Origin of the sequence: Sphingomonas sp. PP-CE-1A-559 (assembly GCF_004340965.1) — a bacterium.
Lineage (GTDB): Bacteria > Pseudomonadota > Alphaproteobacteria > Sphingomonadales > Sphingomonadaceae > Sphingomonas.
In genome coordinates this window covers 1-23569 of record NZ_SLYA01000008.1, presented here as the reverse complement: position 1 = coordinate 23569, position 23569 = coordinate 1, and the positions used below count along the sequence as shown (strand labels likewise).

Sequence of the window (23569 nt, the reverse complement as noted above, 5' to 3'; positions counted from 1 at the left end):
TACGCCACTTACGGCTTTTTGTGGCCGCGCCGTAGCCATCTCCCTTATGCCCGTTCAGTGGTTTGAAGTGCGAAAAACTCAGTCGCAATCTTAACTAGGCGACAAAGAGGTGTTTCGCGTCATCTGAACCGCCTTACCGGCGGATCAACTACAAGGATGTGATCTTTGCCTCAATTCCTGACGGTTTGGGCTGGAAAGTGGTGCACCACGACTGGTGGAAGGCAGAATCGCCCGCCAAGCTTCGCTTTGGGCGGGATAAGGAGCGCGGGGGATCGCCGTTCCTCATTGCAGGCGGGGGCGACACGCTACGCGGCCTCGACGACGTTGATGCAACTGTTGAGGTGGGAGGCTTCGTCGAGGAACGGGCTGCGCCAAGCAGCACTTATTCTGTTCTAAGTGCGGAGGATAATACGCAATATACCAGCACCGGTACGCCAGCCAAAACGATTAAAAGTAAAAGGTGTGGCTCCATAAGTCGGCTTGGCCAGTTTTTGTCTTCATTCCGCCTGTCTTCGGCATTTGCCTTAGCATAGCTTTCTACGATTTCGAGATCGATTTTGTTCGAGAAAAGCTTGTAGCCTTATCCGCACGAAAGGCTGAGGTGCTGGATTGGCAACTTGATCTACTAAGGTCGGTGCAATTAATGTCGTGCTGGTGCATGGTGGGACCACGGACGGCTCAGGGTGAAAGAATGTCATTGATATTCTGCAAAAGAAGGGGTTGGCGGTGATGTGACCCCATTCTTTAATCCAGCGGCAATCAGAGACCGACCGTGGTCGTCGCGCAGGAGCGCGGGCGAAGCAACGGGCTGGTTTAAACCCACCCGTTGCTTTTCGAGATCAGCCGTGAACTCCGCCGTTATGGCGTAGCCCAGCGAGGAGTGTGGCCGCTCGGTGTTGTATTCATTGACCCAGCTCGCGAGGATCGAGCGCGCCTGGCGAACCGTAAAGAACGGCGTCTCGTCGAGCAGCTCGTCGCGCATGCGACGATTGAAGCTCACGACGAACCTGTTCTGCGTCGGCTTGTCGGCGCGATATAGTGCCACTCCACGCCAACATCCTCCGAACACGCCAGCACCGCATTCAAGGTCAGCTCGGTCCCGTTGTCTTTGACGATCATCTTGGGCACGCCGCGTTCGGCTATTAGATCGCTTAGCGCCCAAGAGCGGACGTGAATACTAAACGAAACAACAGATGGCATGTGGCGGATCAAATTTTAGAGCGGTCATTGGCTCACCACCGACGGGATTGCTGAGACGGCGTTCACAATCCATAGGCTCACGCTCGCGGTAGCCCCCCCAGTAGCGCCGAAGTGAAAGCGACCCGTAGCGCCTCATCCAGTTCCATATGGAGCACCTTGAGTTCGGGCTCCTCCGCATAGGCGGCAAGAAGACCGGGAGGCGGCGGCACGTGGGACGACAGCGCCCCCGCCGTGAGAAGACCGATCAGGCAAAACGACTGCGCGCCATCGCCAAGTTCGGGCAGATGGCACCGCACAAGCTCCGTCATGGACGCAAGCGCGATCAGCAAGGAGCGCTTGTGCCGCTTGACCACGTCGACCGAGACGTTGTGCTCCAAAACGCCCCCCTGTGCGCCGAAGAGATCGCAAAGTACCACCCGCGCTGATAGGGATCGGCTGAGAATATCGGCCAGCTGACCCGCTCGCACTTCTGGCGCCGCATGCGCCTCCAGGCCGCTCGCCAACGCGACAGCTAGCTCGTCCAGCCAACGCACCATGAAGTCTTCCAGTAACTCGAGCAGCACGGCCTCGCGGGATTCAAAATATCGCAAGACGTTCGACTTGGCCAAGCCCACACGCCTACTAAGCTCGTTAAGACTCACGGCTGCCAAAGGCATCTCGTCGAGCATTGCCGCTGCAGTGCTCAGGATCGCGCGGCGACGAATTTCCCGTTGTTCCTCGTTTCGCGCCCGTCGGAATGTCATGACTTCACCTCCATTAAAGACCGCCGGTCTATTGACATCAGACCGGCGGTTCTTTACATCGCAAATAACAGACCAGTGAATTTATAGGAGATCGTCATGGCCGACAACTGGACTGAACAGTGCATCCCCCAGCAAAACGGCCGGCTAGCAGTTGTGACCGGCGCCAATACGGGGCTGGGCTTCGAGACTGCGCGCATGCTCGCTGAGCACGGGGCAGAGGTGGTCCTGGCCGTCCGCGATGTCGAAAAAGGCAAGCGGGCAGCGGCCCGTATCAAAGGGAAAGTCAGCGTTCAGGCGCTCGACTTGGGATCGCTGGCTTCGATCCGGTCCGCGGCGGCCGAGTTGCGCACGTCCCATCAACGTATCGACCTTCTGATCAACAATGCCGGTGTGATGTACACGCCTAGGAAGACCACTATTGACGGCTTTGAGCTTCAGTTCGGGACAAACCATCTCGGCCACTTCGCCTTTACCGGCCTGTTGCTGGACCGGCTCCTCCCCGTGCCGGGCTCCCGCATCATTACGGTGAGCAGCATCGGTCACCGCATGCGGGCCGCCATCCACTTCGACGACTTGCAGTGGGAGCGGTCATACAACCGCGTTGCCGCCTACGGCCAGTCCAAGCTTGCCAATCTGCTCTTCACCTACGAACTGCAGCGCCGGCTCGCAACGACTGGCACCACGCTCGCGGTGGCTTCCCATCCTGGCCTGTCAAATACCGAACTTGTCCGCCACTTGCCCGCTCCGCTTCGGTCGCTCGCCACTCTTTTTGCGCCCCTGACCACCCAAACGGCCGAAATTGGAGCCTTACCCACCTTGCGCGCCGCCACTGATCCGGCCGCTAAGGGCGGCCAGTACTACGGCCCAGGCGGCTGGAGTGAGATTAGGGGATATCCCAAGCTGGTCGTCTCCAGTCGAGATTCTCACGACCAAGCCACTCAGCGGCGCCTCTGGAAGGTCTCCGAAGAACTTACCGGCGTAACATTTCCTCTGTAATAACCGGTGAGCTCGGCTTTTCGGCCCCAATTTTGCCGACAAACACCGTTCGCTTTCGGCGACCATCTGAAAGCGGACGGGCGACTTGCCACCCCAAATGCGACAAGGCGTTGCCCCAAATTCCTGACTTTTCACTGGAAATACTGCGAATTGAAGTCACGCTCAAATCGGTGTCGCAAATATCGACCACAAAAATCCGCCTGAAGCGGGTGACTTTTGCAACAGCATTCTGCCCAGAATGACTGTATGCATCCGGTGAAGGGCATCTGGCGGGTGACGGTCTGAGTTGAGATGTTAGCCACAGTGCAAGCACCGTGGTTTGAACCGTGGCTAAGTGTTTGATCCCACGGTTTGATGGTGCGATCCTTTCGTTGGAATGGAAGGAAGCCATATGGGACAGGTACGTCACGGGAGCGCCACGACCACGCACGCCGTCCGAGCAGCAAGACAGCGATCACAAGCTTCGCTCTCGACGCTGAGCCGGGAGCTTGGGATCAACCCCAAGACGGTGGCGAAATGGCGAAAGCGAGCGACGGTCGAGGATTTGAAGACCGGGCCGAAGGCCCCTCACTCCACGACCTTGACCCAAGCCGAGGAGGCAGCGGTCGTCGCATTCCGACGCCACACACTCCTGCCGCTCGACGATTGTCTCTATGCGTTGCAGCCGTCGATCCCGCATCTGACACGGTCAGCGCTGCACCGCTGCCTGCAGCGGCACTGCATATCCCGTCTGCCGGATATCGAGGGCGACAAGCCAAAGCGACAGCGCTTCAAGCGCTACCCGATCGGCTCCTTTCACATGGATATCGCCGAGGTTCAGACAGCCGAAGGCAAGGCTCTCCTGAGCTCGTCGAAGGGCTCTACCTGTTCGTCGGCATCGAGGCGGCTGGCGCGGCTATTTGTTGCCTCGCCTCCTGAAGCAGGGCAGCGAGGCGCGCGCCTCGCTTATCATCGGAATCATTTGGGCGCTGTGGCACCTGCCTATCATGGCCATGTTCGCTGACTGGCGAAGCGGGGTTCCCTTCCTGACCTATGTCCCGCTCTACACCGCGGGGATCATTGGCCTGTCGTTTGTCATGTCGCGGGTATGGCTCATAGGCGGAGGTAGCCTGATCCCGTGCATCTGGCTGCACGGGCTGGTGAATGCTGTTGGGGGCGTCGCGTTTGACCAGCGCTTGTGGACCAGCCGCTGGTCCGCCGAGGCGGGCACGGTGCATTTCGCTGTTGCCACCGCTGCAACGGCTGCACTGCTGGCCGTAGCACGCAGGCGTCGATCCACGAAACCGGCTCGTACGCAGTGAGATCATGGGGCGACATCGGAACCGACGAACATGTTGATCGGCTACGCCCGCGTATCGACCACCGACCAGGATCTGACTTTGCAGATCGAGGCGCTGACGAAGGCAGGCTGCGAAAGGCTGTTTACCGACAAGGCGAGCGGCGCGAGAACTGATCGGCCGGGTCTTACGGAAGCGTTGCACTTCGCGCGTGCGGGAGACACGCTCATAATCTGGAAGCTCGACCGGCTCGGTCGTTCCATTCGGGGCCTTATCGAACTGGCAGCGGGCCTCTCGGCACGAAAGGTAGATTTCCGATCCCTGACCGACGGCTTCGACACCGCCACCCCTTCCGGTCGGCTCCTGTTCCATATCCTCGCCTCGGTTGCCGAGATGGAGAGAGAGTTGATAAAAGAGCGCACGATTGCCGGTTTGGCAGCAGCTCGGGCGAGGGGCGGAACGGGTGGGGGCCGCAAACCAGCGATGACGGCCGAGAAGATCGACACCGCGCGCAAGTTGCTCGCCGCAGGGGACAAACCGGCTAAGATCGCAAAGCTGCTGCAAGTCGGCCTGTCGACGTTCTATCGCCATTGCCCGGCGAGCGAGCCATCCGACGACTGATCCAGCTCGATGCTATCGATCGCGAATTTTGTCGTTTGGGATGATGATTTGGGAAAGGTGGCCCGCCGCTACCCGTAGCTGATCCCTGACCCTTCGTTAGCAAAGCGTGGGGTTGGCAAGAGCGATGGCGACACCATTAGGCGAGAAGAAGGCGTCCGAGTATCCGCCTGAACCGGGCGACTGGCGCACCCGAACGTTCCACCTTCATGCGAAGCAGGGTTCCATGCCACGCAGCGAGCAGCACCGCGGCGAGGTCGTCGGCTTCATCCGGTTCCACGAGCTGCCGCAATACGGTGGTGAAGGCGGTAGTCTGTCGCTCGAGTACTCGGGCCAAGGCACCGCGAAGTAACTCGCTATAGGCCGGCACCTCGGTCGCCAGATCCGGGATCAAACAGCCAACGCCCCAGTCATGGTCGTCAAGCGCATGCTCAATGGCATCAAAATATGCCTCGATGCGCCGGACCGGCGGGCAAGACGGATCGTTCAACGTCGCCTGCATGATCTGGTCGAGCCGACGGACATAATGCTCCAGCACGGCGAAGGCGAACCCTTCCTTGGATCGGAAGTGGTTTGTGAAAGACCCCAGTGGAACATGCGCGGCCGCTGCGACCTGACGTACGCCGGTCGCGGTATAGCCGCGCTCGTGAAATATGCGGGCCCCGGTCGCCACCAGAAGTTCGCGCTGCGTGGGTGCGGAAGGAGATGTCATGCCGCCTTCTAGCTTAATACGATCGTATTGACCATCGGCATTGAGCGTGTGAGTAAGTGGATCATGAACACTCCCGATCACCATCTCATCGATGCCCGTGGTATCCGTATCCATGTCGTTGAGCAGGGAAGCGGCCCCGCCGTCATCTTCTGCCACGGCTTTCCGGCGACATGGGCGAGTTGGCGCCGGGCTATGCATGCGACCGCCGACGCCGGCTTCCGTGCCATCGCGCTCGATATGCGTGGCTATGGCGACAGCGATGCTCCGGATGACAGCGACCTGTATACGCCGTTCCACACGGTCGGCGACGTGATCGCGGTGCTCGATCACTTTCGGATCGGCCGCGCGATCCTGGTCGGGCATGATTTCGGCGCGAACGTCGCCTGGAACGCGGCGATGATGCGTCCTGACCGGATCGCAGCGGTATTCGGGGCCAGCGTGCCTTTCATCCAGCCTGGCGGTTTGAGCTTTCTCGACCAGCTGCGCGGCGCAGGTGCCGATGGCTTCTACATGTTCGACCAGATGACCGCCGGGGCAGATGCCAAATGGGCGGACGCAGCGCATAGCATCCCGGCGAGCCTCTACTGGCTGTCGGGAGAACCGCCGGCAGACGAACGATGGGATCCGTTCGATCCTGCGCGGCACATGCTCCGCCCCGCGCCAGGCGCTCCCACGACCATCGATCCCGCCTATGTCGATGAGATGGTGGAGGTGTTTGGCCGGACGGGCTTTCATGGACCGTTGAACTACTACCGAGCGATCGACACTTTCTACGCGGTCGCCAGCCGCGCTTTCGCGAACTGCGTGATCGCGCAGCCGAGCTTCTTTCTCACCGGTGAGGCGGACGGCCTGAACGCCGTGCGCAGTCCGACAGAGGATTCGCTTCGTGAAACGCTACCCGAACTGTGCGGCTTCGTCGCATTGCCCGGCGTGGGCCATTGGCCACAGCTTGAGGCGCCGGAGGCGTTCAATGCCGCACTGGTTGGGTTTCTTGGAACGGTGTCCCCGAACAACGCGTCACGTTAACCGGCCAGCCTCCGAGCCGGTAGCATGAGCTTCCCGATCAGGACCGCCAACGCGTTCTCCTAAGGGAAGGTTGAGTGAGAACGGCAGCGGCTTACCAAAAGCCGTTTTTGACAGGTGAATCGAGAAGGCCGGTGCCGATAGCCTATCCACCTCGATCACCCATTGACGTTGTCGGTGGGGCGGGGCTGATGGTCATGTGAGCATCGGTCACATGTCCCTCATCCTCGGTCTGTTCGAGGCACAAATGCTTGTGCTGGCGGCTGCCATCATCGGGCAGGGCGGGATGGCTCGACGCTCTCTCGGAGCGTTGCTGATCGTCCTGTGCGGCGTGCTGACGCCGTTCACTATCGGCTATGCAGGTTTCTACGATCGATGGCCGTGGCTTTCGTTCGCGCCGTTCGCCGTTCCTCTGGCGATGGGGCCATTGCTCTACGCGCACTTGAACGCCCTGATCTTCGACCGCCCGATACCCCGTTGGCACGCCGCGTTACCGGTGGCTCAGTTCGCTTATCAGGCTGTCGCTTTCTGCCTGCCGCTCGATCTGCGCGACGCGTTCGACCGACAGGTGCAACGCCCCTGGCTTGATCCAATCCTAGCGGCGCTGCTGCTCGCGTCGATGGTCGGATATGCCGTTGCAGCTCTGCGTGCGCTGCGCCGGCATCGAGGCTGGCTCGTGGCGCGCCGATCCGACCTCGCCGCGGCAAGGCGCGTGCGGGCCGTGCTGATCGCCTACGCCGCGATCGTGACGGTGCGGACGGGATACCTGATCGCTGATACGTTGATCGCGCCGCTCTCTTACTTCGATATGTTCGGTTTCTACGTCGTGCTGGCAGTCGTCGGCAATTACTTGGCGATCGAGGGCTGGCGGCAGGCGGACGTCCGACCGCAGCCGATCGTGGAACCGATCGAGCGCGACTGGCGGCCGATCGCAGCCGGGTGGATGGACCGGATCGAAGCGCATGGATGGTGGCGCGATCCGGACCTCGATCTTGCCGAGCTGGCCCGCAGGCTAGGGACCAACACCGCCTATCTGTCCCGCGGCCTCAACGAGGGGCTGGGGCTGGGGTTCGCCGAAGCGATCAACGGGCTGCGCGTCGAGCATGTCGCCGCCCGCCTGCGGGACGGCACCGATGGCGATATCCTGACGCTCGCGATCGATGCCGGCTTCGGATCGAAGGCGACCTTCAACCGCGTCTTTAAGGAGCGGTTCGGCGTCACGCCTTCGACCTATCGTCGCGTCCCAACCGTTAAAAATGACGCGGAACGCCCGGATTTGCAGCGCAACACCTGACCGGCATCGGCATCGGCTCGGGGCACATCCGCTCGGAGCAAGACCATGATACATCTCGATCGCCGGCACCTTCTGACGGGAGCGTCGGGCCTAGTCGCAACCGCCTTTCTGCCCACTCCCGCCAAGGCGAACGATACGCTGCTGTCACCCATGGCGATGCGATCAGATATCGCCATCCTGTGCGACGCCTATGCCAGCCTGCATCCCGGCCTCTATCGCTATCTGACCCCGGCGAACTTCCAGCGCCAGCGCCAGTGCCTCGATCGCTTCGCCGCGACGCCCCATACGCTGGGAGACTTCTACCTGGCGCTGTCGGCGTTTACCGCAAGCGTCCGGTGCGGTCACAGCTTTCCTAATCCTGCCAACCAGACTCCGGCCGTCGCGTCGGCACTGTTCGGCAAGCCCGATCGCTTACCGTTCGCCTTCAGATGGCTGGACCGGCGCATGATCGTCACCGCCGATCTCGGCAGCGGGCATCATCTGCCGATCGGCAGCGAGGTCGTCGCGATCGACGGTATCAGCGCACGCGACATGCTGGCGAAAATGCTCCCTTATGCCCGCACGGACGGCAGCAACGATGCGCGCAAGGTCGCCGACCTCGGCATACCCGGCGATGCCGATGAGCCGACATTCGACGTGCTACGGGCGCTGCTGTTCCCATCGTCCGGCCCCTCGGCCCGTGTCGTGGTGCGGATCTCCGGCAGAGGCGAAGCGATCGTTTGCCCCTTGATGACGGCCGCAGCGCGGAACAGGGCGTTGCGCCATTCCTCCAAGGATTCCCCCTATGGCTGGACGTTCGAGGTGCGCGGCCAGGTCGGCATCATGACCATGCCGACCTGGGCGGTTTTCCATGAAAAATGGGATTGGCGGGGCTTCATCGACACTAGTCTGGATACCGCGGTCGATCGCCAGCTATCGGGCATTGTCATCGACGTGCGCGACAACGGGGGCGGACTCGATTGCGGGGCGGCGATCATTGCTCGCCTGATCGAAGCGCCGCTACCCGCCGACAGCTATTCCCGCCATGTACGCTACCGCAAGATACCCGACCGGCTGGCTCCCTACCTCAAGACCTGGGACCGCAGTTTCAAGGATTGGGGAGCGTCGGCGATTGGTCCCGACGCGGCCGGCTTCTACACACTGACCCGTCCCGGCGACGCCACCGACACCGACACTATCCAGCCCAAGGGTCGCCGGTTCGCCGGCAGGGTCGCCGTTCTCGTCGGCCCGAAGAACGCTTCAGCCACCTTCGGCTTCGCAGGCCTCATGCAGCGTCAGCGGTTGGGAACGCTGGTTGGTGAGCAGACCGGCGGCAACCGCCGTGGCATTAACGGCGGTGCCTTTTTCTTCATCGGGTTGCCGGCATCAGGCGTCGAGGTCGATCTGCCGCTGATCGCCTATTGGCCTGAGACACCGCAGCCGGATGCTGGAATCATGCCCGATATCACCGTGTCGGCCCGGACTTCCGATATTCAAGCCGAACGGGATACCGCGCTGATGCGGGCCGTCGTCGTGGTAAGTTGAACGATCACCCTTCCCAATTGGGAACGGCGATCGCAAAGGCATCGACGTTCTCGGAATCGATGCTCAATTGGGAACCGCCGAAATTAGCCGAAGTCGGGTATTGCGCCAGCGAAAGTGATCAGCAGCGCACGAAGCTCGCCATTCTTAACGGCCTCGATCGCTGCGTTGATGGGCATCCAGCATCTCTCTCGTTGTCGCATTTCGGGCCAGCTGACGTTTTCCTGACAGACCAGCATTGGAAACGCCCGTACAGCTATCATTTCGGCCTGGCCGTCTTCGTGGGTCTTGACCTGACGGTAAGTTCCAACGGGTACGGCGCTGATCTTGCCTACGACGCCTGCTTCCTCGAAGGCCTCGCGGGCGGCAGATCGATGCGCTGGCATTCCGCGCTTTACCTTACCCTTGGGCAATACCCACCTGGATCGCTTGCGAGAGGTGACTAGCAGAACTTCGACGCCGCTCAGGTCGCTTTTGCGATAAGGTATGGCGGCGGACTGGAGGATGATGTCAGTACCTGCTTGATCGCAATTCGGTGGACGTCATCTATCGTGATTATGAGGAGCAGCGCAATCGAAACGGCTACCGATCCTGGCCCTGCGATTTTGCCAGAAAGTAATGCTCGGCTCTTTCGATCGCGTGCGCCAAATCTGCAGGACGTATCTCAGAACCTGCCCGAGCAGATTGGCGAGGGTCGTTTTGACAAGATGCTCCGGCTCGCCCTTTCCGATCCAGACGATGAAGTTTGGCGCTACTCCATCGAGGTGTTGGGGCATCTCGTTAGCCATGCGATCCCGGAATTTGGAGCTGCGATCCTGTATCGTCAGGTTTAAGCCAACGAACACGTTGCAGCTGACCCTCCGTCGTCTCGCACGATACTTAGCAACGCGGCCCCTAAACTAGACTACTTGCCCGAAAACTATCGAATTTCGGGAATGTCTGGAGTTGGCGGTGAGCGGTCATCCGCCGCTGTAGAAGTCGACGCCACCCCGTTCTCTACCGCCGCCCCGATGGCGACGATCAAATTCAATGTGCAGCAGCGTGCAGCCCGCGAATATTCCGAAAGCAACGAGCGCCTCCCAGCTCTCGTAGGCTCCGGTTAAAACGCAATATGGGGTCGGTATATAAAACGGGCACAGGTATACGCTAACGGTTTGCCGGCTTCGTCATTCCGATCGCGTTGAAGCGCGTCATGGTGTCAGGTGACGCAACTCGGGATTTAACACGCCCGCGATCTCAACGATGAATTCCTCGGGATTGGCACCGGCGAGGTTGGTCAGGACAACGATGGCGAGGTCATCCTTCGGATAGACGAAGAATGCGGAGCGGCGTCCGCCAATACCGGTCGCGGCAGGGTGCATGACGTCGGTGCGGAGGGGCCAGCCCATCCCCCATGTCGTGGGCTTGCCGTCCGCGAACCGGCCAGGCGTCCACATGATATCGAGCGTCCGCTTGTCAACCAGCGTTCCGTTTTCCAGCGCGATCAACCAGCGGGCGACATCGGTGGCACTGCCGTTGAGGCCGCCCGCCGTGCGCAGGAAGGGCGAAAATTCATCGAATGCGTGTTCCAGCGGCGCGCCCGTTTCCGATCCGTCCACGGTGCCATTGGCATAACGGTAGGTGCGCACGCGTCCCGGGACGACATCGCGGGCATCGCCGAAAACCAGGTGCGTCGCGCCCGCTGGTTCAAACTCGTGTGCTTTGATATATTGCGCGAAAGGGACGCCGGCGACCCTGTCGATGATCTTGCCGAGCAGCACATAATTGGTCTGGTTGTAGCTGTAGCTGACGCCGGGCCTGGCTTCGAGCGGTCGCAATTTGACCGTCGACCAGGCAGAGTCCTCGCCGCCACGACCGATCAACGTGCCGGTGCCCTGGCCGTTCGGCAGATCGAGTATCTCCGGCAGACCTGAAACATGCGTCAGCAACTGGCGAATGGTGATCGCTTTCCAGCTTGCGGGCAGATCGTCGACATAATCGGACGCCGGTGAATCGAGCGACAGCTTGCCTGCCTGTACCAGTTGCATGACCGCGACACCGGTGAAGGCCTTGGTCGCGGAGTTGAGCGTGAACAGACTGGCGGCGGTCGCCGGTGCGCCGGCCTCCTCGTCGGCGATGCCGTAGGCGCCTTGGAACACAATGCGGCCTCGTCGCACGATCGCGAGCTGGAGTCCGGGTATAGCGCGTCGTTTCATCTCAACGCGAACCACGACCTCCACGCCGGCCCGCCGTGCCGGCGACAGGGTTGCATCCTCGAGCGGCTGCGGCGATGTGACACGCGGTTGCACCTCTGGACCAGCGAGCGCGGGCGACACGATTGCGAGCAATGCCGCGGCGAGCAAGGACACGGCCATGTCAGTGTGTCGCCTTGTCGGGAGCAAGCCACGCCCGTCCAGCCTTGAGGTCCAGCGTGATGGTGCGATCACGCACCAGTTGCATGCCGATGTTGCCGTCCATAATCATGTCGGGAAATACCCGCGCCCGCGTCTTCAACTCGACCGTGCCGAGATGGGCGGTCACGTCCTGGGGGTCTCGGGTCGCCGGGTTCAGTCCGAACAATGGGGCCATAGCAGGTGACACGAAAATGGTCGGCCCCGCATTGCCGGTGTCCAATTCCATCCAGGCGAGGCCTCGCGGGGTGGTGACGCCGAGGTTGACGTCGAGGGCACCTGCATCGCTCGTCACCAAGCGTAGCGGCACCTCTATCGCACCGCGCAGGCGGCGTTTGAGCGATGCAGAGGTTTCCAAGATGATTTGCCGGCGAGCGAGATCGATCGTAATCGTGCGGGCCGAGAACAGATCAAGGCCCACCGCGCCATCAACCGGCGTCGCTTGCTTTCCGCCGATTTCGCCGAGATCGTAGACAATGACCGAAGGAGCGACATACCGGTTCCTGCCGATGCCGAATGAAACGCCGTCGCATCGCTTGGTATCGAGCCGTTCGCCGAGCATCCGGAAAGCGGTGATATTACCCCAGGGATCGCAGCCCACAGCTTGCGCGAGCGCAGGTGAAATCATGGTCAGCCCCTCGCCGGTATCGAACAGGAAGGTCCGTGGCTTGCCCGCGACGATGGCCTCGACCGTAAACTGTTTGCCCTGATACAGACTCAACGGTACGGCTTCGCCGTCCGTGATTGGCGCGGCCGCAGTCGTGCCCAACAGCCCAGCAAGCATCATCAATCGTTTCACTAGCGTTCCCTTTGATTACAAGATCGACCTCTGGACAGTTGTTTCGTCGTCATCATCGTTGAGGCGGTCTACGTATCCGCGATATCGTCATTCGCGAGCGTCAGCCATGGCGTGAACAAGCAGCAACCCGGCGAAAGACTTTCGTGCGACATTTGCCACATAGCCAGCGTGCAAACGAATTTCGCTCACCGTCATCAGCCAAAGTGCATACGTGTTCTTGCGAGATTAATTATGCACTCAGATAATTTACGTTATCAATTACATTGAGAAGAACGCCTCGATTTAGATAAACGCATAGGTTTAGGAAATTACATATAGGGCTAACTGAAAAGTCTATTTAATAATAGCTTGAGCAATTTTATTTCTAAGTCCGGTAACATCTAAGTCACTGGTGTTGGAAATAATTATGATTGTAGTATCCTGTTCGGGAAATACCGATAGCAAGATATTCATTCCTGAGCTCTTTCCATAGCGCTCGACCAAACGCGTTTTTTGTGGGCCAAACGTCCGAATCCAAATTCCATCTCCGTATTCACCTAGCCCCGGGGTGAGCATGAGTTTTAAAGTAGCGGAATTAAGTAGGCGTCCATTAAAAAGAGCCTTTGCGAATTTCATAATATCGCCAGCAGTTGAGTACATCGCCCCTGCAGCAGATAGATTTTCATTATACAGTGGCATGTCATTGAAAACCTGCCCGTTAGGTGCAAGCCTGTAATACGAATTTGCCAGATTCTTAACAATTTCCTTTTGATATTTGACGCCAGAGTCAGCCATACCCACCGGACTGAGAATTCTCTGATCAAGCGCTTCGTCGTATTTTAGTTGAGTTATCTTTTCTATAATTTGTCCAAGCACAATATAGTCACAGTTATTGTAATCAAATGTCTCACCTGGGGGGTGTACAGCCTTTCCTGTACAATATCGCTTCACGATTTGGTCTGAAGACTGAAGCCTTTCGTACATCGGCAGCCCCAAGCGGTTTCCATCCTCACGTGTTTTAGCAACATCGAACTGCGGAAGACCCGAGGTGTGGTTGAGAAGATTCTGCACTGTGATCTGGCGCGCACCCTCTCCGTGAAAATCGGGTAAATACGTAAGGATATTGTCGTTCAGTCTAATCTTACCTTCCTCAAAGAGCTGTAATATTATTGTCGATGTAAATGTTTTTGTCAGCGACATTATACGATAGCGCGTATCGTTCCGGGCTGGAATATCGAATGTTCGGTCGGAGAAGCCAAAGCTATTTTTGTAGATCACCGAACCTTTTTGCTCAACTAGTATCGTACCACTGAGATCATGATTTTTAGCGTAATCACGCAACAGGTATTTAACGCTCTTCGTTTTATAGTTACTCGCCTCGGCGGAGACTGGATGCGCATATAAGCAGATAGCAACCATACTATTTATCATCAACTTGATTTTCAACGAACGCGTGGCCATATCTTTGCTCTTTATTTATAAATGTTTATTTAGAGCGTCGCCGAATGCTGATCGTCGCTCGGTAGTTTTAACTGAAAAGCAAAAACGCCGAACTTGTTCGTCAAAGTGGATGGTTCGCGCGGCGGAAATCGATTTGAACGCTCTCGTTTTCCAGGCGGCCCGTGATTGGCATGTGGCCGTGGATGACCTGAGGAGAGGCCGTGAGGTTTCGGCGGTCTCATCGTTACAAGAGCGCCCGGCAACTATGCGGCCTTTGCGCAGCACAATGACGCCACGCAGATCGATGTGCGGGTCGGTATCGGACGTCGCGAGGACTTTGCCTTGTTCGGGATCGCTCCGCGGTGGAGTTGACGCTGCGCATAGACCGATGGATGGGATGCGATGGCTGGAAATCGTGACGGCATCATCACCTGAATTCCTGCAAAAAGGCATCCGCTTCATCACGGGCGCGCTGATTGGCATCCCGCGTCTGACAGTCCTCCTCCTCGAGGATCTCCTTCAACGCTACCAAGAGGGCCAGAGTCATAGTCGTTTGAGTACGGGTCAAGATGATAGCTTGATCTCGCGGTGTGTGGAGTAATTGCTCGAAACACTGAACCATAGATTTGGCTATCGCCGTGGCGCCGGGATTACTCATATCGGCCTCCGTTGCATATTCGGTTCAGTGCCACCCAAGCGGCCATGCGAGAAATCCACTCGTTGTTCATGGTTCTCACTTTTCAGTCCCATTTTCAGCGAGATTTTTCATGGCGCAGGGCGGTCCATCCGTGCGCAAATCGCACGCGCAGGATTGCCCGCCACGGTATGTTTTGACGGCACGTTGCGCGTAACGACGCTGCCCGCGCCCACGATCGCGTTGTCGCCGATCGCCACCCCGGGAAGGATGATCGCGCCACCGCCGATCCAGACATTCCGGCCGATCGTCACTGGCCTGCCAGATTCCAGCATCCTCGCCCTGACGATCGGATCTCTTGGATGATCGGCGGTGAGTATCTGAACGCCCGGGCCAATCAGCGTACCAGCGCCGATAGTGACCTTTGCGACATCGAGGATCACACAGCCGAAATTGAGAAAGACGCCGTCTTCAAGTGAGATGTTGTAGCCGTAGTCGCAGTAGAAGGGCGATCGAACGACCGCTCCCAACCCGACATGGCGCAAGCCTTCGATCAGGATTGCGCGGCGGTCTGCCGCAGACTCTGAAAATGTAGCATTGTACCGCGCTACCCAAACGGTTGCACGATCAGCATCGGCAACCAGTTCGGGATCGTCCGCGGTGTAGAGTTCCCCCGCCAGCATCCTGTCTTTCTGGGTCATCGGCTGTCAGCTCAGATCGTGCAGGTCTTGGCCGAGCGGAGCGGTGATGCGAAGATCCGTGAAATGGGTTTTAAGCCCTTGCCGCTCAGGTGTGCAGGTCATCGGTCCCACTTGGTAGGACGACGCGATTGGAAAGGGCGCAAGGCGTACCAGCGGCCATTCCTTGCCATCCGAAGACACCTGAAGTCGCAAGGCGCCTTTGGCGACGGTCACGCGCATCCAGAAATCTTCGGGATCGTGTTCGAAAGGGCTCGTCGCCCAATCGGATTTGCCATCGGTGAGGACGCTGCTCAACATTGCCCTGCCATCGGACAGTTCGATGCCAGCCTTTATCCAGCGCCGTTCGTCGAGCCGCACCATGATCCCGGCCTGATCGTAGAGCTTTTCGTACTTCCCCCTGATCCTCAACTGTGCGGTGAAGGCGGCCGGCGTTGCGAAGCCGAGAAAGTGACCGCTGTCTCGGGTGAAACCGTAATGCGTTTCCCGCCAAAAATCGGTGGCGTTATCGCTCTCGACCGACAGATCACCGGATGAATTGACCGTCCAGGTATTCGGCTCGTTGAGCCACTGACCGTCGCTGCGCCCGAGAATCGTTTTGCCGGTCTTTGCCGCCCCCATCACTTTTTCCGAGGGTATAGCGAGTGAGGCTGCTGCCCCCAGGATCGTTCGCCGTGATATTGGAGTTTCAATCATGTTTGACGGCCTGGAAGAAATGGTCCGGGAAATGTACAAACGTACACATGTTATGGGAAGACTGAATCGGTGGCGGGCAGCAGGTCAAAACGAAACGATCCGGAACGAAGGCAGCGGATCGTCGAAGCCACGCTCGACGTGATCGCGGAATACGGAGTTACGGGCACGACGCACCGTCGGATTGCAGCAGCAGCCGGGGTGCCTTTAGGTTCTGTGACCTATTATTTTGCGACGCTGGAAGTCTTGCTCACCACGGCGTTTCTTCAACTCGCGAACGACTCATCGGAGGCGTTCCGCGCCACACTAGCGGCTGCGAAAACGCGCGACGAGGCCAAGGAGGCAGTGATCGACATTATCGCAGAGTCGATCTGGGCGGCGCCTCGGACGCTGCTGCTTAGTTATGAACTCTATGCATTCGCTGCCCGCCATCCGCCGGTAACCGCTGTGATGCAGCAATGGATGGACAGCAGCCGAGCGGCACTTGGCCGCTTTTTCGATCCTCTGACCGCTCGCGCGTTGGACGCGCTGATCGAAGGCATCGGTATTCACAACTCTATCGACCGGGCGCCCCTGGACCGCGATGCGATACGAACCCTTGTCGAACAACTCGCTGGCCCGATGTCGGCGTCACGGTAATCAGCCGGTTCTCGACCTGACCTGCTCCCCGTTTTCCGGCTGCTGATAAGTTAGCTTCGGTGTCCATATGCCCTTGGCAGGGGTGGGACGAAGCCATCGTTCGCGACCACGGCCGTGAAGGTCGGGATTCGGGAGAACCCGACTTCTGCGACCGCGGGACGATTGATCGAGGAACGACCGAGGCTGGGACGTGACGTCGCTGGCAGGATTAAGAGGAACAGCCGGACAAGCAGCCTTTCGCTCGAGATCGCCCCACCTAAGATCATCTTTCGCGAAGCTTCGTCGTGCACACCGCTTGCCTCGGTGACCGCCAATCCTGGCGAAGCAGCGCAACCGCTTCCCGCCACGCGCGATCGCGATGCTCGCCGACGCTCGCCGCTTCGGGCGAGGCCGGACAATCGGGCCTGACGCCGCGGCCGTGCGGACGGCTTGACCAGGCCATCCGGAACTGCAGAAGCGGGATGCCGAGTTTCATGCCGCTGTTGGGGAGCTCGACCTTCCAGCTATAGCCGCTGGTATTGCCTTCGTCCGCGCCGCCGACTTCCTCGCCGACGAACACCGCGCGGTTGGTGTGGCGCAGCATCGACGCCAATTCGGCGCCACCGGAAAAGGTGTTCCCGCCCGCCAGCACGACAAGCCGCCCGTGGAAGATCGGCGCGAACGACGTCCAACGCGACATCAGCCCATGCGGCGGCGTGTTGCGCCGAGCGACCCGCCCGTTGGCAAGCGACCGCTGCTGGTCGACATCGTCGTCCTCGAACACGTCGGTCTCGAAGGTCCGGCCACTCAGGCTGGTGACGGCGATGTGCCGTTCCCGCGCGGTGACCGCGGCATATTTGTGCAGCGGCTTTTCGACCAAATACGAAAACAGGATGCTCTCATTGGGCTCCGATCCGCCACCATTCTCGCGCAGGTCGAGGATCACGTCGGTCGCTCCACGCTTGGCGATTTCGACGAACACATCGTGGATCGCTTGCGGGAAAGTAGCGCCTGCCTTGCGAAACCGCGCATTGCTAAACGTCGGTACGTTCAAATAGGCGGTGTGGTCGCCCAGCCATTCGAGCGTCGGCATTGGCGGCGGATCGTCGCCTTCGGGTGGGCGGGCGGCGCGCGGCACCGCACCGACGACACGGTCGATCCGTCCACCGGGCGTGTCGAGCACGACATGGAACCGCGCCCGCTCGCCCCACAGGCGATAGAGATACATCGCAAAGCCGCGCTCCGAGATCGTCCGCATGACTCCAGTCTCGATCACCCCGTCATGCGGGGTGACAGACACCATCGCGCGAAGCAGTTCTTCCTCGCCCACGCCATCGATTGAGACCAGCCTCGCACCCTTGGGAATGTCCGCCGCAGTCCCGTGGCCGGCAAGCACGAACGCGCCCTGCTGCGTCCACAAAAGATCGAGCGGAAAGCGCAGCGCTTCGCGATAGCGCGCGTTCATCGCATCGCTCAGCTGGACACCGAGATGTCCCTCGCCGATCTGGCTGACCAGCGGCCGCAGAATCCGCCAAAGCGCCTCACTATCGTGCACACCGGGCAGCTGTGCCCGTGCCACCGCCTTCGCCGCTTCCCACTGCGCGCGCGTCTGGTGCCAGTACAGGTTCGGAATCGCGGCCTCGACCGCCGATATCGCGAGTTCGAGGTCTTCGTGAGCGCCGTCGCACGGCAAAGCGGTGTCGGGCGTCTTCTGGGCATCTGCCTCGGCTGGCAGCGCGGCTAGGATGAAGGCAGCAGTCGTGAGCCTTATCACCCCCCAGGGATTTGGCATCGTGGCAAATTTCCGATAAGCAAAATATTGCTTGTTTCTCTGGAGGCAATATTTTGCCTAGTCAAGTCGTCCCGTCGTTTCTGACCCACGTCGCGGCCAACGTCCGCGCGCTGCGCCTTGCCGCTGGTCTCAGTCAGAAGGGGCTCGCCGATGCCGCGGGAGTCAGCCTGCGCATGGTCGGTGGCATCGAAAATGGCGCGACCAGCGTCAGCACCGCGACGCTCGATCGGATCGGAATGGCGCTCGACGCGACCCTCGCCGATCTCGTCACCGACCCGACCTCCGCACGCAGCGCGCAGATCGATCGCGTTGGCTGGTCAGGCGATAAAGGCGGCGAAGGCGTGCTGCGGTGGAGCATCGATACCCGCCGCGAAGTCGAATTATGGGAATGGCGTTTGGAACCAGGCGAGCGGTACCAGGCAGGCGAGGACCCAGTCGGCTGGCACGTGATGCTCTTCGTCGTGGAGGGGCGCCTAACGCTCGAACTGGCAGCCGAAACGATAGAAATCGCGGCGGCGAGCCACGTGTTCGATAGTGCGCAACCCCACGCCTTCGTCAATGCGGCAACGCGACCGGTTCGCTTCTTCCGGTGCACCGCATGGTAGCGTGCGCTTTCGGCTAGCCGGTCTGGTACGATCCCGCATTCTCGCGAGGGATGCTCAATCGGGAATCACTGCTTGGCGGCGGACGCCGCATCCGGTGATAGGGTGCTATCATGATCGTTGTCGTCGAAGGTATCAGCGCCAGTGGTAAAAGCACCTGGTGCGCCCGGCATGGCGGTTCGCATGTCGTTCCAGAGAACGGTAGAATTGCCGGAGCGCCCGATCGCGTCGCCGATCCAACAGGCGCAGCTGCATTTTGGGCGGAGCGCAACATCGATCGATGGCAGGCAGCCTTAGCCGTGGAGCGTGCGACAGGCCATGCCCTGTGCGACACCGACCCTCTCAAGCTGCATTATGTCTGGTGCCTATGGCGGATCGGCGAGACGTCCGAACGCGACTGGTCGCTTGAACTCGCCGCAACCCGCCAAACGATCGCCGATGACCGGATCGGCTTCGCTGACCGCTATCTTGTCGCAAACACCGATGTGGAGACGGCACGGCGACGGGCGATGACCGACACGAGGCGGAGCAGGCGCAATTTTGATCTTCATGCGCGGCTGCGTCCCGCACTACTCGAATGGTACACGGTGCTCGACGTGGTGCTGCCCGGCCGCGTCCAGTTCAGTCTGCCGGCTAATCTGCCTGTCGGGAGGGCGGCCGGGCAACGCCATGACCTCGCAGCCTTCGATGCGATGATCGCACGCCTGGCACAGTCAAAATAATCCACGCTGCCATATTTTGGTTCGGCTTTCCCGATTGGGGACGGCGGGAGCATTCTCGCGTGGATCGAATATTGGGAATGGCCGGGTTTGGTGGTCAGCTGCTGTTCTCGTGGAACGCCTCCCAGGCCGCTGCCTCAAGGCGGCCGTCCCCATTCGCAATCACATCCCCGCTATCGTCACTTACTATGAAATGTTGCTGCTTTCCCCCGAGTGAAGCCGAGCCGTCGAGCGCTAACAGGAGGGTGTAAAAAGCGTCAGTCAGCGCGGCGTCCATTGCGGCAAGAACCTCTTTCCTCTGCGAGGGTGATAGGCCCGCTGCGAGAAGGTGAGCCGCGACTACCGTCCCTCCGGATGGATTGGCAAACGACGAAAGCAGTGAGTCGCGCTCCTCTCGAACAGCTTGGGCGAACTCTTTTGATTCCATTGCATTTGCTCCCTTGGTGAGCACAGCTAACGGACGTGCGCCCCTTCGCCAATGTCGGCGTGTAGCGCCTCTGGCTGATCTGCCGGTTCCCGCAACGAGACGCGGCCGGGAGCCAAAAGCGTTCCCAGAAGGATCGAGTGTCGGGAATAGAGGGTTCGGGTCGAGAACTGCCGTTAAAGCGGCGTGCGATAAAGCCTAATCTGGTAGGGCTCCGCCAACACGAGAAGGTTGCCGTCGCGAGACAGCGACGCGCAGAACCAATCCCCTGACAGTGTAGGGAAGTCGAATAAATAGTGGTTTGCTCCGTATTCGTAGCGGACTTGAACGGCTGCGGCCTTCGGGTCGAAATTGTATGAGATGTTACTGTCGCCAATCTTCAAAACAGGCGCAGCGTCCTCTTTACCCCAGCCGACGAAATCGGGCTGTTCTGCAACTTTATAAGGGACGAAATCGGTTTCATCGACGCTGGTGGATACCCCTGTGATTAACTCCCAAACCTCATTGTGGTCGCAGACAAGGAACCGATTATCGGCGGGCACCGTAAAACCGATCAGCCGCTCTGACGGTATCGACAACGGGAGGTTTTCGAGCGTTCTATCCATGCCGCGCTATACTGGATGAATGCGTTGCCCGCTATTGGGTGCGAACTGTCGAACCGACGCTCTCAAAAGGTATCGAATTTCGGGAATACCTGGCTTTCGCAATTTATTCGTCGGTATGGTTCCGACCAGCGAACAACAATGGAACAGCCATGAGAAGAGCAGCGAGCCCAACGTAGGCTACCGCCTTTAACCATGTCAGCGTGCCATTGAGATGACTCGACAGCAATGCTGCTGGAAGGAAGAATGCCGTCAAGCATCCGAACGCACCATAAGTTCGGCTTGTGTCTCGGTCTTCCGTCGCCATGCAGCACAGCTACGCTGCCCAACAGATGCCCGCAATCGGGCAATTATACCCTTCCCGACCATTCTCGACCGGGATCTAATTTCGGGAATGAACATACTGATTGGGGTTTGGGCGTCACTAATCAACGCAGGATTGTGTCGGTAAGCCTTTATCCAGGATCGTCATGCAGCCCACTCGCGAGCGGGCTTGGCACGTGCCTACCGTTCGTGGCTTTTGCCCCCGCACCCAATGGTAGTCGTCCGGCAACGTGCATTCGCCGGCACAATCAGACTTGGCGGTGCAAATTTTACCGGCGTCCACGAACGGTTGATCACAGAACCAACGCCGTCCATCCGTTCCATATGAGCGGAGAACTCCGCCGCTGGTGCTGCAAGCCGCCTGACGATCAACATTGCCGATTTGCGGCTCCATCGCATAGCTAGCAACAGCGATACCGAAAGCCGCTCCGATAGCGCCACATACAATCCAGTTCATCGAATGATGATATCAGCAGCGATTGTCTGCAATCAGCGCGTTACCCCCTGACCTGCTCCCCGTTTTCAGGCCGCTGATAACTTAGCTTCGGTTTCCATATGCCCCTGGCGGGGGCGGTTCGTAAACTTGGCGGGAGCCATCCCGCCAAGACTGCTGTGCGGACGCACGGTGTTGTAGTCCGTCCGCCATGCCTCGATGATCCGTCTCGCCGCAGCCAGCGAGGGGAACAGGTGTTCGTTCAGACACTCGTCGCGCAAGCGACCATTGAACGATTCCACAAAGCCATTCTGCTGCGGCTTCCCCGGGGCGATGTAGTGCCACTCGACCCCGGTGTCCTGACACCAGGCGAGGACGGCATGACTGGTCAGCTCGGTGCCGTTGTCGCTGACCACCATGCACGGCAGCCCGCGACGCTCGGCGATGGCGCTCAGCTCGCGAACGACCCGCCGACCCGACAGCGAGGTGTCGACGATGCATCCCAGGCATTCCCGGCTGTAGTCGTCGATGACGTTGAGCATGCGGAACCGCCGGCCGCAGGCCAACGAGTCCGATACGAAGTCGAGCGACCAGCGCTGGTTGGGTTCTTGCGGGATCGCCATCGGCGCCCGCGTGCCCAGCGCGCGCTTGCGACCGCCACGTTTGCGCACCGTCAGTCGCTCCTCGCGATACAGCCGATACACCTTCTTCAGGTTCATGCCCTTGCCCTCTCGCTTGAGCAGGATCGCCAGCCGTCGATAGCCGAAGCGACGACGTTCGTTCGCGATCTCGCGCATCCGCTCGCGGACAGCATCGTCCTTCCCGCGAAGCGGCTCATATTGCCACGCCGACCGGTTGACCCCGATCAGCCTGCAGGCGCGACGCTCGGAGAAGCTGTGGTCGGCCATCAGCTTCTCCACCGCAGCGTAGCGATCTCCAGACCGGGTCAGTTTTTTCCCAGCAGATCCTTCAGCGCCGACACGTCGAGCATCGACTCCGCCAGCAGCTTCTTCAGCCGGCGGTTCTCGTCCTCGAGCGCTCGCAACCGCGCCGCCTCCGACACGGTCATCCCGCCGTACTTCGCCTTCCAGTTGTAGAACGTCGCGTCACTGATTCCATGCTTCCGGCACAGCTCGGCGGTCTTCACGCCGGCCTCATGCTCGCGCAGCACGCCAATGATCTGATCCTCGGTAAATCGGCCTCGCCGCATCACTCGTCTCCATCTGACGAGCTAACTTACCAATGGCATGATTTCTGGGGAGCAGGTCACCCCAATCCAGCCTGCTTGACGCCGATCGAGAAGGTCAGAGCTTCCCCAAAAGGATCCAATTTCGGGAATGTCCGGGATGCGAGGATGAGTGAACGTAAGCCGACACCTCGTCAGCCGAAGTAGTAGAAGCCTGCTAGTTTGCTTTGGGGAGCGATAATCGCGATGCCCTCGCCATGGTTGATTACCCTGTAGAAGGCACCGGGACGCATCAGCGAGCCCGGTAGATCGCCGAGAGGTTCGTCACCGCTATCATCGCACCCGCCGAACGCGCCCGTGTAGAACCTTCCTTTGTCACCTGAGGCGATAGGCGTGCTCTTCCAGCCAGCGGGCAACTCCAACTCGAACCCATTCTTCGACCTGTGTAGGGGGAACGTGCGTCTGGCAGCTGCGTCAGTGATCTCAACGACCATGGCATCGCAGCTTTCTCGAAATCCGCCACCGCCGCCTGCGAACAGCGTTCGCTTTACCTCCAAGCCAGCGGGGAAATAATTCGAGGGCCATTTGGGTGAGCAGCTTGGCAAAAGCGCGAAAGCGGCCGCGCCCGCAAGACTTCTTACCAAAAGGGTCACAGGACGCTCCTCAGTCAATTCGCTTCCTGTGAAGGGCGCCGCTTAATGTCGAGTTACGGGAGCAAGGAGAATGGCCGGAATGGGCAGGAAAGCGGACCGTCCTCTTATCGTGAGGCAGGCGGCGATAACGGACATTAAACCGCTTAACGCCGAACCTTGGGCGTTAGGGTATCTAGTGCCTGAACAATGTAGAGGGCGA

At 59.6% G+C, this 23569-nt stretch carries 25 protein-coding genes and 2 pseudogenes; 13 read left to right on the top strand and 14 right to left on the bottom strand.

Annotated features, from left to right (window positions below):
* The first annotated feature begins 143 nt into the window (after positions 1-143).
* Entirely contained in the window at positions 144-533 is a 390-nt protein-coding gene (locus C8J42_RS16930) for a MipA/OmpV family protein (protein ID WP_133021012.1), read from the top strand.
* Positions 534-826: 293 nt separating this feature from the next.
* Here the strand turns inward: C8J42_RS16930 and C8J42_RS20510 are convergent.
* Together C8J42_RS20510 and C8J42_RS16920 are read right to left on the bottom strand one after the other, a co-directional pair.
* Positions 827-1155, bottom strand: a pseudogene (locus C8J42_RS20510) (integrase core domain-containing protein); the annotation flags it as partial.
* A gap of 122 nt (positions 1156-1277) precedes the next feature.
* A complete protein-coding gene (locus tag C8J42_RS16920; RefSeq protein ID WP_133021010.1) occupies positions 1278-1943 on the bottom strand; it encodes a TetR family transcriptional regulator in 666 nt (221 codons plus the stop codon).
* A 96-nt stretch (positions 1944-2039) separates the two neighbouring features.
* Between C8J42_RS16920 and C8J42_RS16915 the strand changes: the two genes are divergently transcribed.
* From C8J42_RS16915 to C8J42_RS16895, 4 genes and pseudogenes are all read left to right on the top strand, one after another.
* Positions 2040-2939: an SDR family NAD(P)-dependent oxidoreductase gene (locus tag C8J42_RS16915; protein WP_133021009.1), complete on the top strand. Its 900-nt coding sequence runs from the start codon at positions 2040-2042 to the stop codon at positions 2937-2939.
* 391 nt (positions 2940-3330) lie between these two features.
* A pseudogene (locus C8J42_RS16905) lies at positions 3331-3774 on the top strand (IS481 family transposase); the annotation flags it as partial.
* Between the two features lie 64 nt (positions 3775-3838).
* Entirely contained in the window at positions 3839-4240 is a 402-nt protein-coding gene (locus C8J42_RS16900) for a CPBP family intramembrane glutamic endopeptidase (RefSeq protein WP_133021008.1), read from the top strand.
* A gap of 30 nt (positions 4241-4270) precedes the next feature.
* Positions 4271-4837 carry a recombinase family protein gene (locus C8J42_RS16895; RefSeq protein ID WP_133021007.1) on the top strand — a complete coding sequence of 189 codons (567 nt, stop codon included), beginning with the start codon at positions 4271-4273 and terminating at the stop codon, positions 4835-4837.
* Between the two features lie 136 nt (positions 4838-4973).
* Here the strand turns inward: C8J42_RS16895 and C8J42_RS16890 are convergent, their stop codons facing one another.
* Positions 4974-5702, bottom strand: a complete 729-nt coding sequence (locus C8J42_RS16890) for a TetR/AcrR family transcriptional regulator (protein WP_243644551.1) — start codon at positions 5700-5702, stop codon at positions 4974-4976.
* A 36-nt stretch (positions 5703-5738) separates the two neighbouring features.
* On the opposite strand from C8J42_RS16890, the gene C8J42_RS16885 reads away from it, so the two are divergent.
* The 5 genes from C8J42_RS16885 to C8J42_RS16865 all read left to right on the top strand — a co-directional run bounded on the left by C8J42_RS16885 (position 5739) and on the right by C8J42_RS16865 (position 10217).
* The gene (locus C8J42_RS16885; RefSeq protein WP_243644550.1) at positions 5739-6572 is read left to right on the top strand and encodes an alpha/beta hydrolase; all 834 of its coding nucleotides are present in this window, start codon (positions 5739-5741) and stop codon (positions 6570-6572) included.
* Positions 6573-6783: 211 nt separating this feature from the next.
* The gene (locus C8J42_RS16880; protein WP_133021004.1) at positions 6784-7863 is read left to right on the top strand and encodes a helix-turn-helix domain-containing protein; all 1080 of its coding nucleotides are present in this window, start codon (positions 6784-6786) and stop codon (positions 7861-7863) included.
* A gap of 45 nt (positions 7864-7908) precedes the next feature.
* Positions 7909-9387, top strand: coding sequence for a S41 family peptidase (locus C8J42_RS16875; protein ID WP_133021003.1), 1479 nt, complete (start codon positions 7909-7911; stop codon positions 9385-9387).
* A complete protein-coding gene (locus C8J42_RS20505; RefSeq protein ID WP_243644548.1) occupies positions 9384-9830 on the top strand; it encodes a hypothetical protein in 447 nt (148 codons plus the stop codon). The genes C8J42_RS16875 and C8J42_RS20505 overlap by 4 nt, the downstream gene beginning before the upstream one ends.
* 111 nt (positions 9831-9941) lie before the next feature.
* On the top strand, positions 9942-10217 hold the full coding sequence (locus C8J42_RS16865; RefSeq protein WP_133021002.1) for a hypothetical protein: 276 nt from the start codon (positions 9942-9944) through the stop codon (positions 10215-10217).
* Positions 10218-10574: 357 nt separating this feature from the next.
* Here the strand turns inward: C8J42_RS16865 and C8J42_RS16860 are convergent, their stop codons facing one another.
* From C8J42_RS16860 to C8J42_RS16835, 6 genes are all read right to left on the bottom strand, one after another.
* Positions 10575-11738 carry a serine hydrolase domain-containing protein gene (locus C8J42_RS16860; RefSeq protein WP_133021001.1) on the bottom strand — a complete coding sequence of 388 codons (1164 nt, stop codon included), beginning with the start codon at positions 11736-11738 and terminating at the stop codon, positions 10575-10577.
* 1 nt (position 11739) lies between these two features.
* Complete coding sequence (locus tag C8J42_RS16855) at positions 11740-12573, bottom strand: aspartyl protease family protein (protein ID WP_133021000.1); 834 nt, start codon at positions 12571-12573, stop codon at positions 11740-11742.
* 333 nt (positions 12574-12906) lie between these two features.
* Positions 12907-14013, bottom strand: coding sequence for a serine hydrolase domain-containing protein (locus tag C8J42_RS16850; RefSeq protein ID WP_133020999.1), 1107 nt, complete (start codon positions 14011-14013; stop codon positions 12907-12909).
* A gap of 406 nt (positions 14014-14419) precedes the next feature.
* Entirely contained in the window at positions 14420-14650 is a 231-nt protein-coding gene (locus tag C8J42_RS16845; RefSeq protein WP_133020998.1) for a hypothetical protein, read from the bottom strand.
* Between the two features lie 107 nt (positions 14651-14757).
* On the bottom strand, positions 14758-15327 hold the full coding sequence (locus tag C8J42_RS16840) for a sugar O-acetyltransferase (RefSeq protein WP_133020997.1): 570 nt from the start codon (positions 15325-15327) through the stop codon (positions 14758-14760).
* Positions 15328-15333: 6 nt separating this feature from the next.
* A complete protein-coding gene (locus tag C8J42_RS16835) occupies positions 15334-15945 on the bottom strand; it encodes a DUF1349 domain-containing protein (protein WP_207897160.1) in 612 nt (203 codons plus the stop codon).
* 144 nt (positions 15946-16089) lie between these two features.
* Here C8J42_RS16835 and C8J42_RS16830 point away from each other — a divergent pair, with 144 nt between their 5' ends.
* Positions 16090-16656 carry a TetR family transcriptional regulator gene (locus C8J42_RS16830; protein ID WP_133020995.1) on the top strand — a complete coding sequence of 189 codons (567 nt, stop codon included), beginning with the start codon at positions 16090-16092 and terminating at the stop codon, positions 16654-16656.
* 262 nt (positions 16657-16918) lie between these two features.
* Here C8J42_RS16830 and C8J42_RS16825 read toward each other — a convergent pair whose 3' ends face one another.
* Positions 16919-18427, bottom strand: coding sequence for a S41 family peptidase (locus tag C8J42_RS16825; protein WP_133020994.1), 1509 nt, complete (start codon positions 18425-18427; stop codon positions 16919-16921).
* On the opposite strand from C8J42_RS16825, the gene C8J42_RS16820 reads away from it, so the two are divergent.
* A complete protein-coding gene (locus tag C8J42_RS16820) occupies positions 18421-19032 on the top strand; it encodes a helix-turn-helix domain-containing protein (RefSeq protein WP_207897159.1) in 612 nt (203 codons plus the stop codon). The two genes, C8J42_RS16825 and C8J42_RS16820, sit on opposite strands and share 7 nt — an antisense overlap.
* 110 nt (positions 19033-19142) lie before the next feature.
* Positions 19143-19751 (top strand): hypothetical protein, encoded by a 609-nt coding sequence (locus C8J42_RS16815; protein ID WP_133020993.1) that lies wholly within the window; start codon positions 19143-19145, stop codon positions 19749-19751.
* Positions 19752-19845: 94 nt separating this feature from the next.
* On the opposite strand, the gene C8J42_RS20360 is transcribed toward C8J42_RS16815, so the two are convergent.
* From C8J42_RS20360 to C8J42_RS16800, 4 genes are all read right to left on the bottom strand, one after another.
* A complete protein-coding gene (locus tag C8J42_RS20360) occupies positions 19846-20175 on the bottom strand; it encodes a hypothetical protein (protein WP_207897158.1) in 330 nt (109 codons plus the stop codon).
* A gap of 173 nt (positions 20176-20348) precedes the next feature.
* On the bottom strand, positions 20349-20777 hold the full coding sequence (locus C8J42_RS16810) for a hypothetical protein (protein ID WP_133020992.1): 429 nt from the start codon (positions 20775-20777) through the stop codon (positions 20349-20351).
* 843 nt (positions 20778-21620) lie between these two features.
* Positions 21621-22741, bottom strand: a protein-coding gene (locus C8J42_RS16805) for an IS3 family transposase (RefSeq protein WP_133020991.1) whose coding sequence is annotated in 2 segments (ribosomal slippage) — positions 21621-22492 and positions 22492-22741 — 1122 coding nt in all. Because the reading frame shifts where the segments join, the coding sequence is not laid out codon by codon here.
* 170 nt (positions 22742-22911) lie between these two features.
* Positions 22912-23370, bottom strand: coding sequence for a hypothetical protein (locus C8J42_RS16800; RefSeq protein ID WP_133020990.1), 459 nt, complete (start codon positions 23368-23370; stop codon positions 22912-22914).
* Positions 23371-23569: the final 199 nt, after the last annotated feature.

What these genes read in the sequence shown, in the direction of transcription:
- C8J42_RS16825 (WP_133020994.1), bottom strand. Translation starts at nt 18,427, where the DNA reads ATGCCAAATCCCTGGGGGGTGATAAGGCTCACGACTGCTGCCTTCATC.
- C8J42_RS16915 (WP_133021009.1), top strand. Translation starts at nt 2,040, where the DNA reads ATGGCCGACAACTGGACTGAACAGTGCATCCCCCAGCAAAACGGCCGG.
- C8J42_RS16860 (WP_133021001.1), bottom strand. Translation starts at nt 11,738, where the DNA reads ATGGCCGTGTCCTTGCTCGCCGCGGCATTGCTCGCAATCGTGTCGCCC.
- C8J42_RS16845 (WP_133020998.1), bottom strand. Translation starts at nt 14,650, where the DNA reads ATGAGTAATCCCGGCGCCACGGCGATAGCCAAATCTATGGTTCAGTGT.
- C8J42_RS16835 (WP_207897160.1), bottom strand. Translation starts at nt 15,945, where the DNA reads ATGGGGGCGGCAAAGACCGGCAAAACGATTCTCGGGCGCAGCGACGGT.
- C8J42_RS16815 (WP_133020993.1), top strand. Translation starts at nt 19,143, where the DNA reads ATGATCGTTGTCGTCGAAGGTATCAGCGCCAGTGGTAAAAGCACCTGG.
- C8J42_RS16895 (WP_133021007.1), top strand. Translation starts at nt 4,271, where the DNA reads ATGTTGATCGGCTACGCCCGCGTATCGACCACCGACCAGGATCTGACT.
- C8J42_RS16865 (WP_133021002.1), top strand. Translation starts at nt 9,942, where the DNA reads ATGAGGAGCAGCGCAATCGAAACGGCTACCGATCCTGGCCCTGCGATT.
- C8J42_RS16885 (WP_243644550.1), top strand. Translation starts at nt 5,739, where the DNA reads ATGCATGCGACCGCCGACGCCGGCTTCCGTGCCATCGCGCTCGATATG.
- C8J42_RS16880 (WP_133021004.1), top strand. Translation starts at nt 6,784, where the DNA reads ATGTCCCTCATCCTCGGTCTGTTCGAGGCACAAATGCTTGTGCTGGCG.
- C8J42_RS16875 (WP_133021003.1), top strand. Translation starts at nt 7,909, where the DNA reads ATGATACATCTCGATCGCCGGCACCTTCTGACGGGAGCGTCGGGCCTA.
- C8J42_RS16840 (WP_133020997.1), bottom strand. Translation starts at nt 15,327, where the DNA reads ATGACCCAGAAAGACAGGATGCTGGCGGGGGAACTCTACACCGCGGAC.
- C8J42_RS16850 (WP_133020999.1), bottom strand. Translation starts at nt 14,013, where the DNA reads ATGGCCACGCGTTCGTTGAAAATCAAGTTGATGATAAATAGTATGGTT.
- C8J42_RS20360 (WP_207897158.1), bottom strand. Translation starts at nt 20,175, where the DNA reads ATGGAATCAAAAGAGTTCGCCCAAGCTGTTCGAGAGGAGCGCGACTCA.
- C8J42_RS16920 (WP_133021010.1), bottom strand. Translation starts at nt 1,943, where the DNA reads ATGACATTCCGACGGGCGCGAAACGAGGAACAACGGGAAATTCGTCGC.
- C8J42_RS16810 (WP_133020992.1), bottom strand. Translation starts at nt 20,777, where the DNA reads ATGGATAGAACGCTCGAAAACCTCCCGTTGTCGATACCGTCAGAGCGG.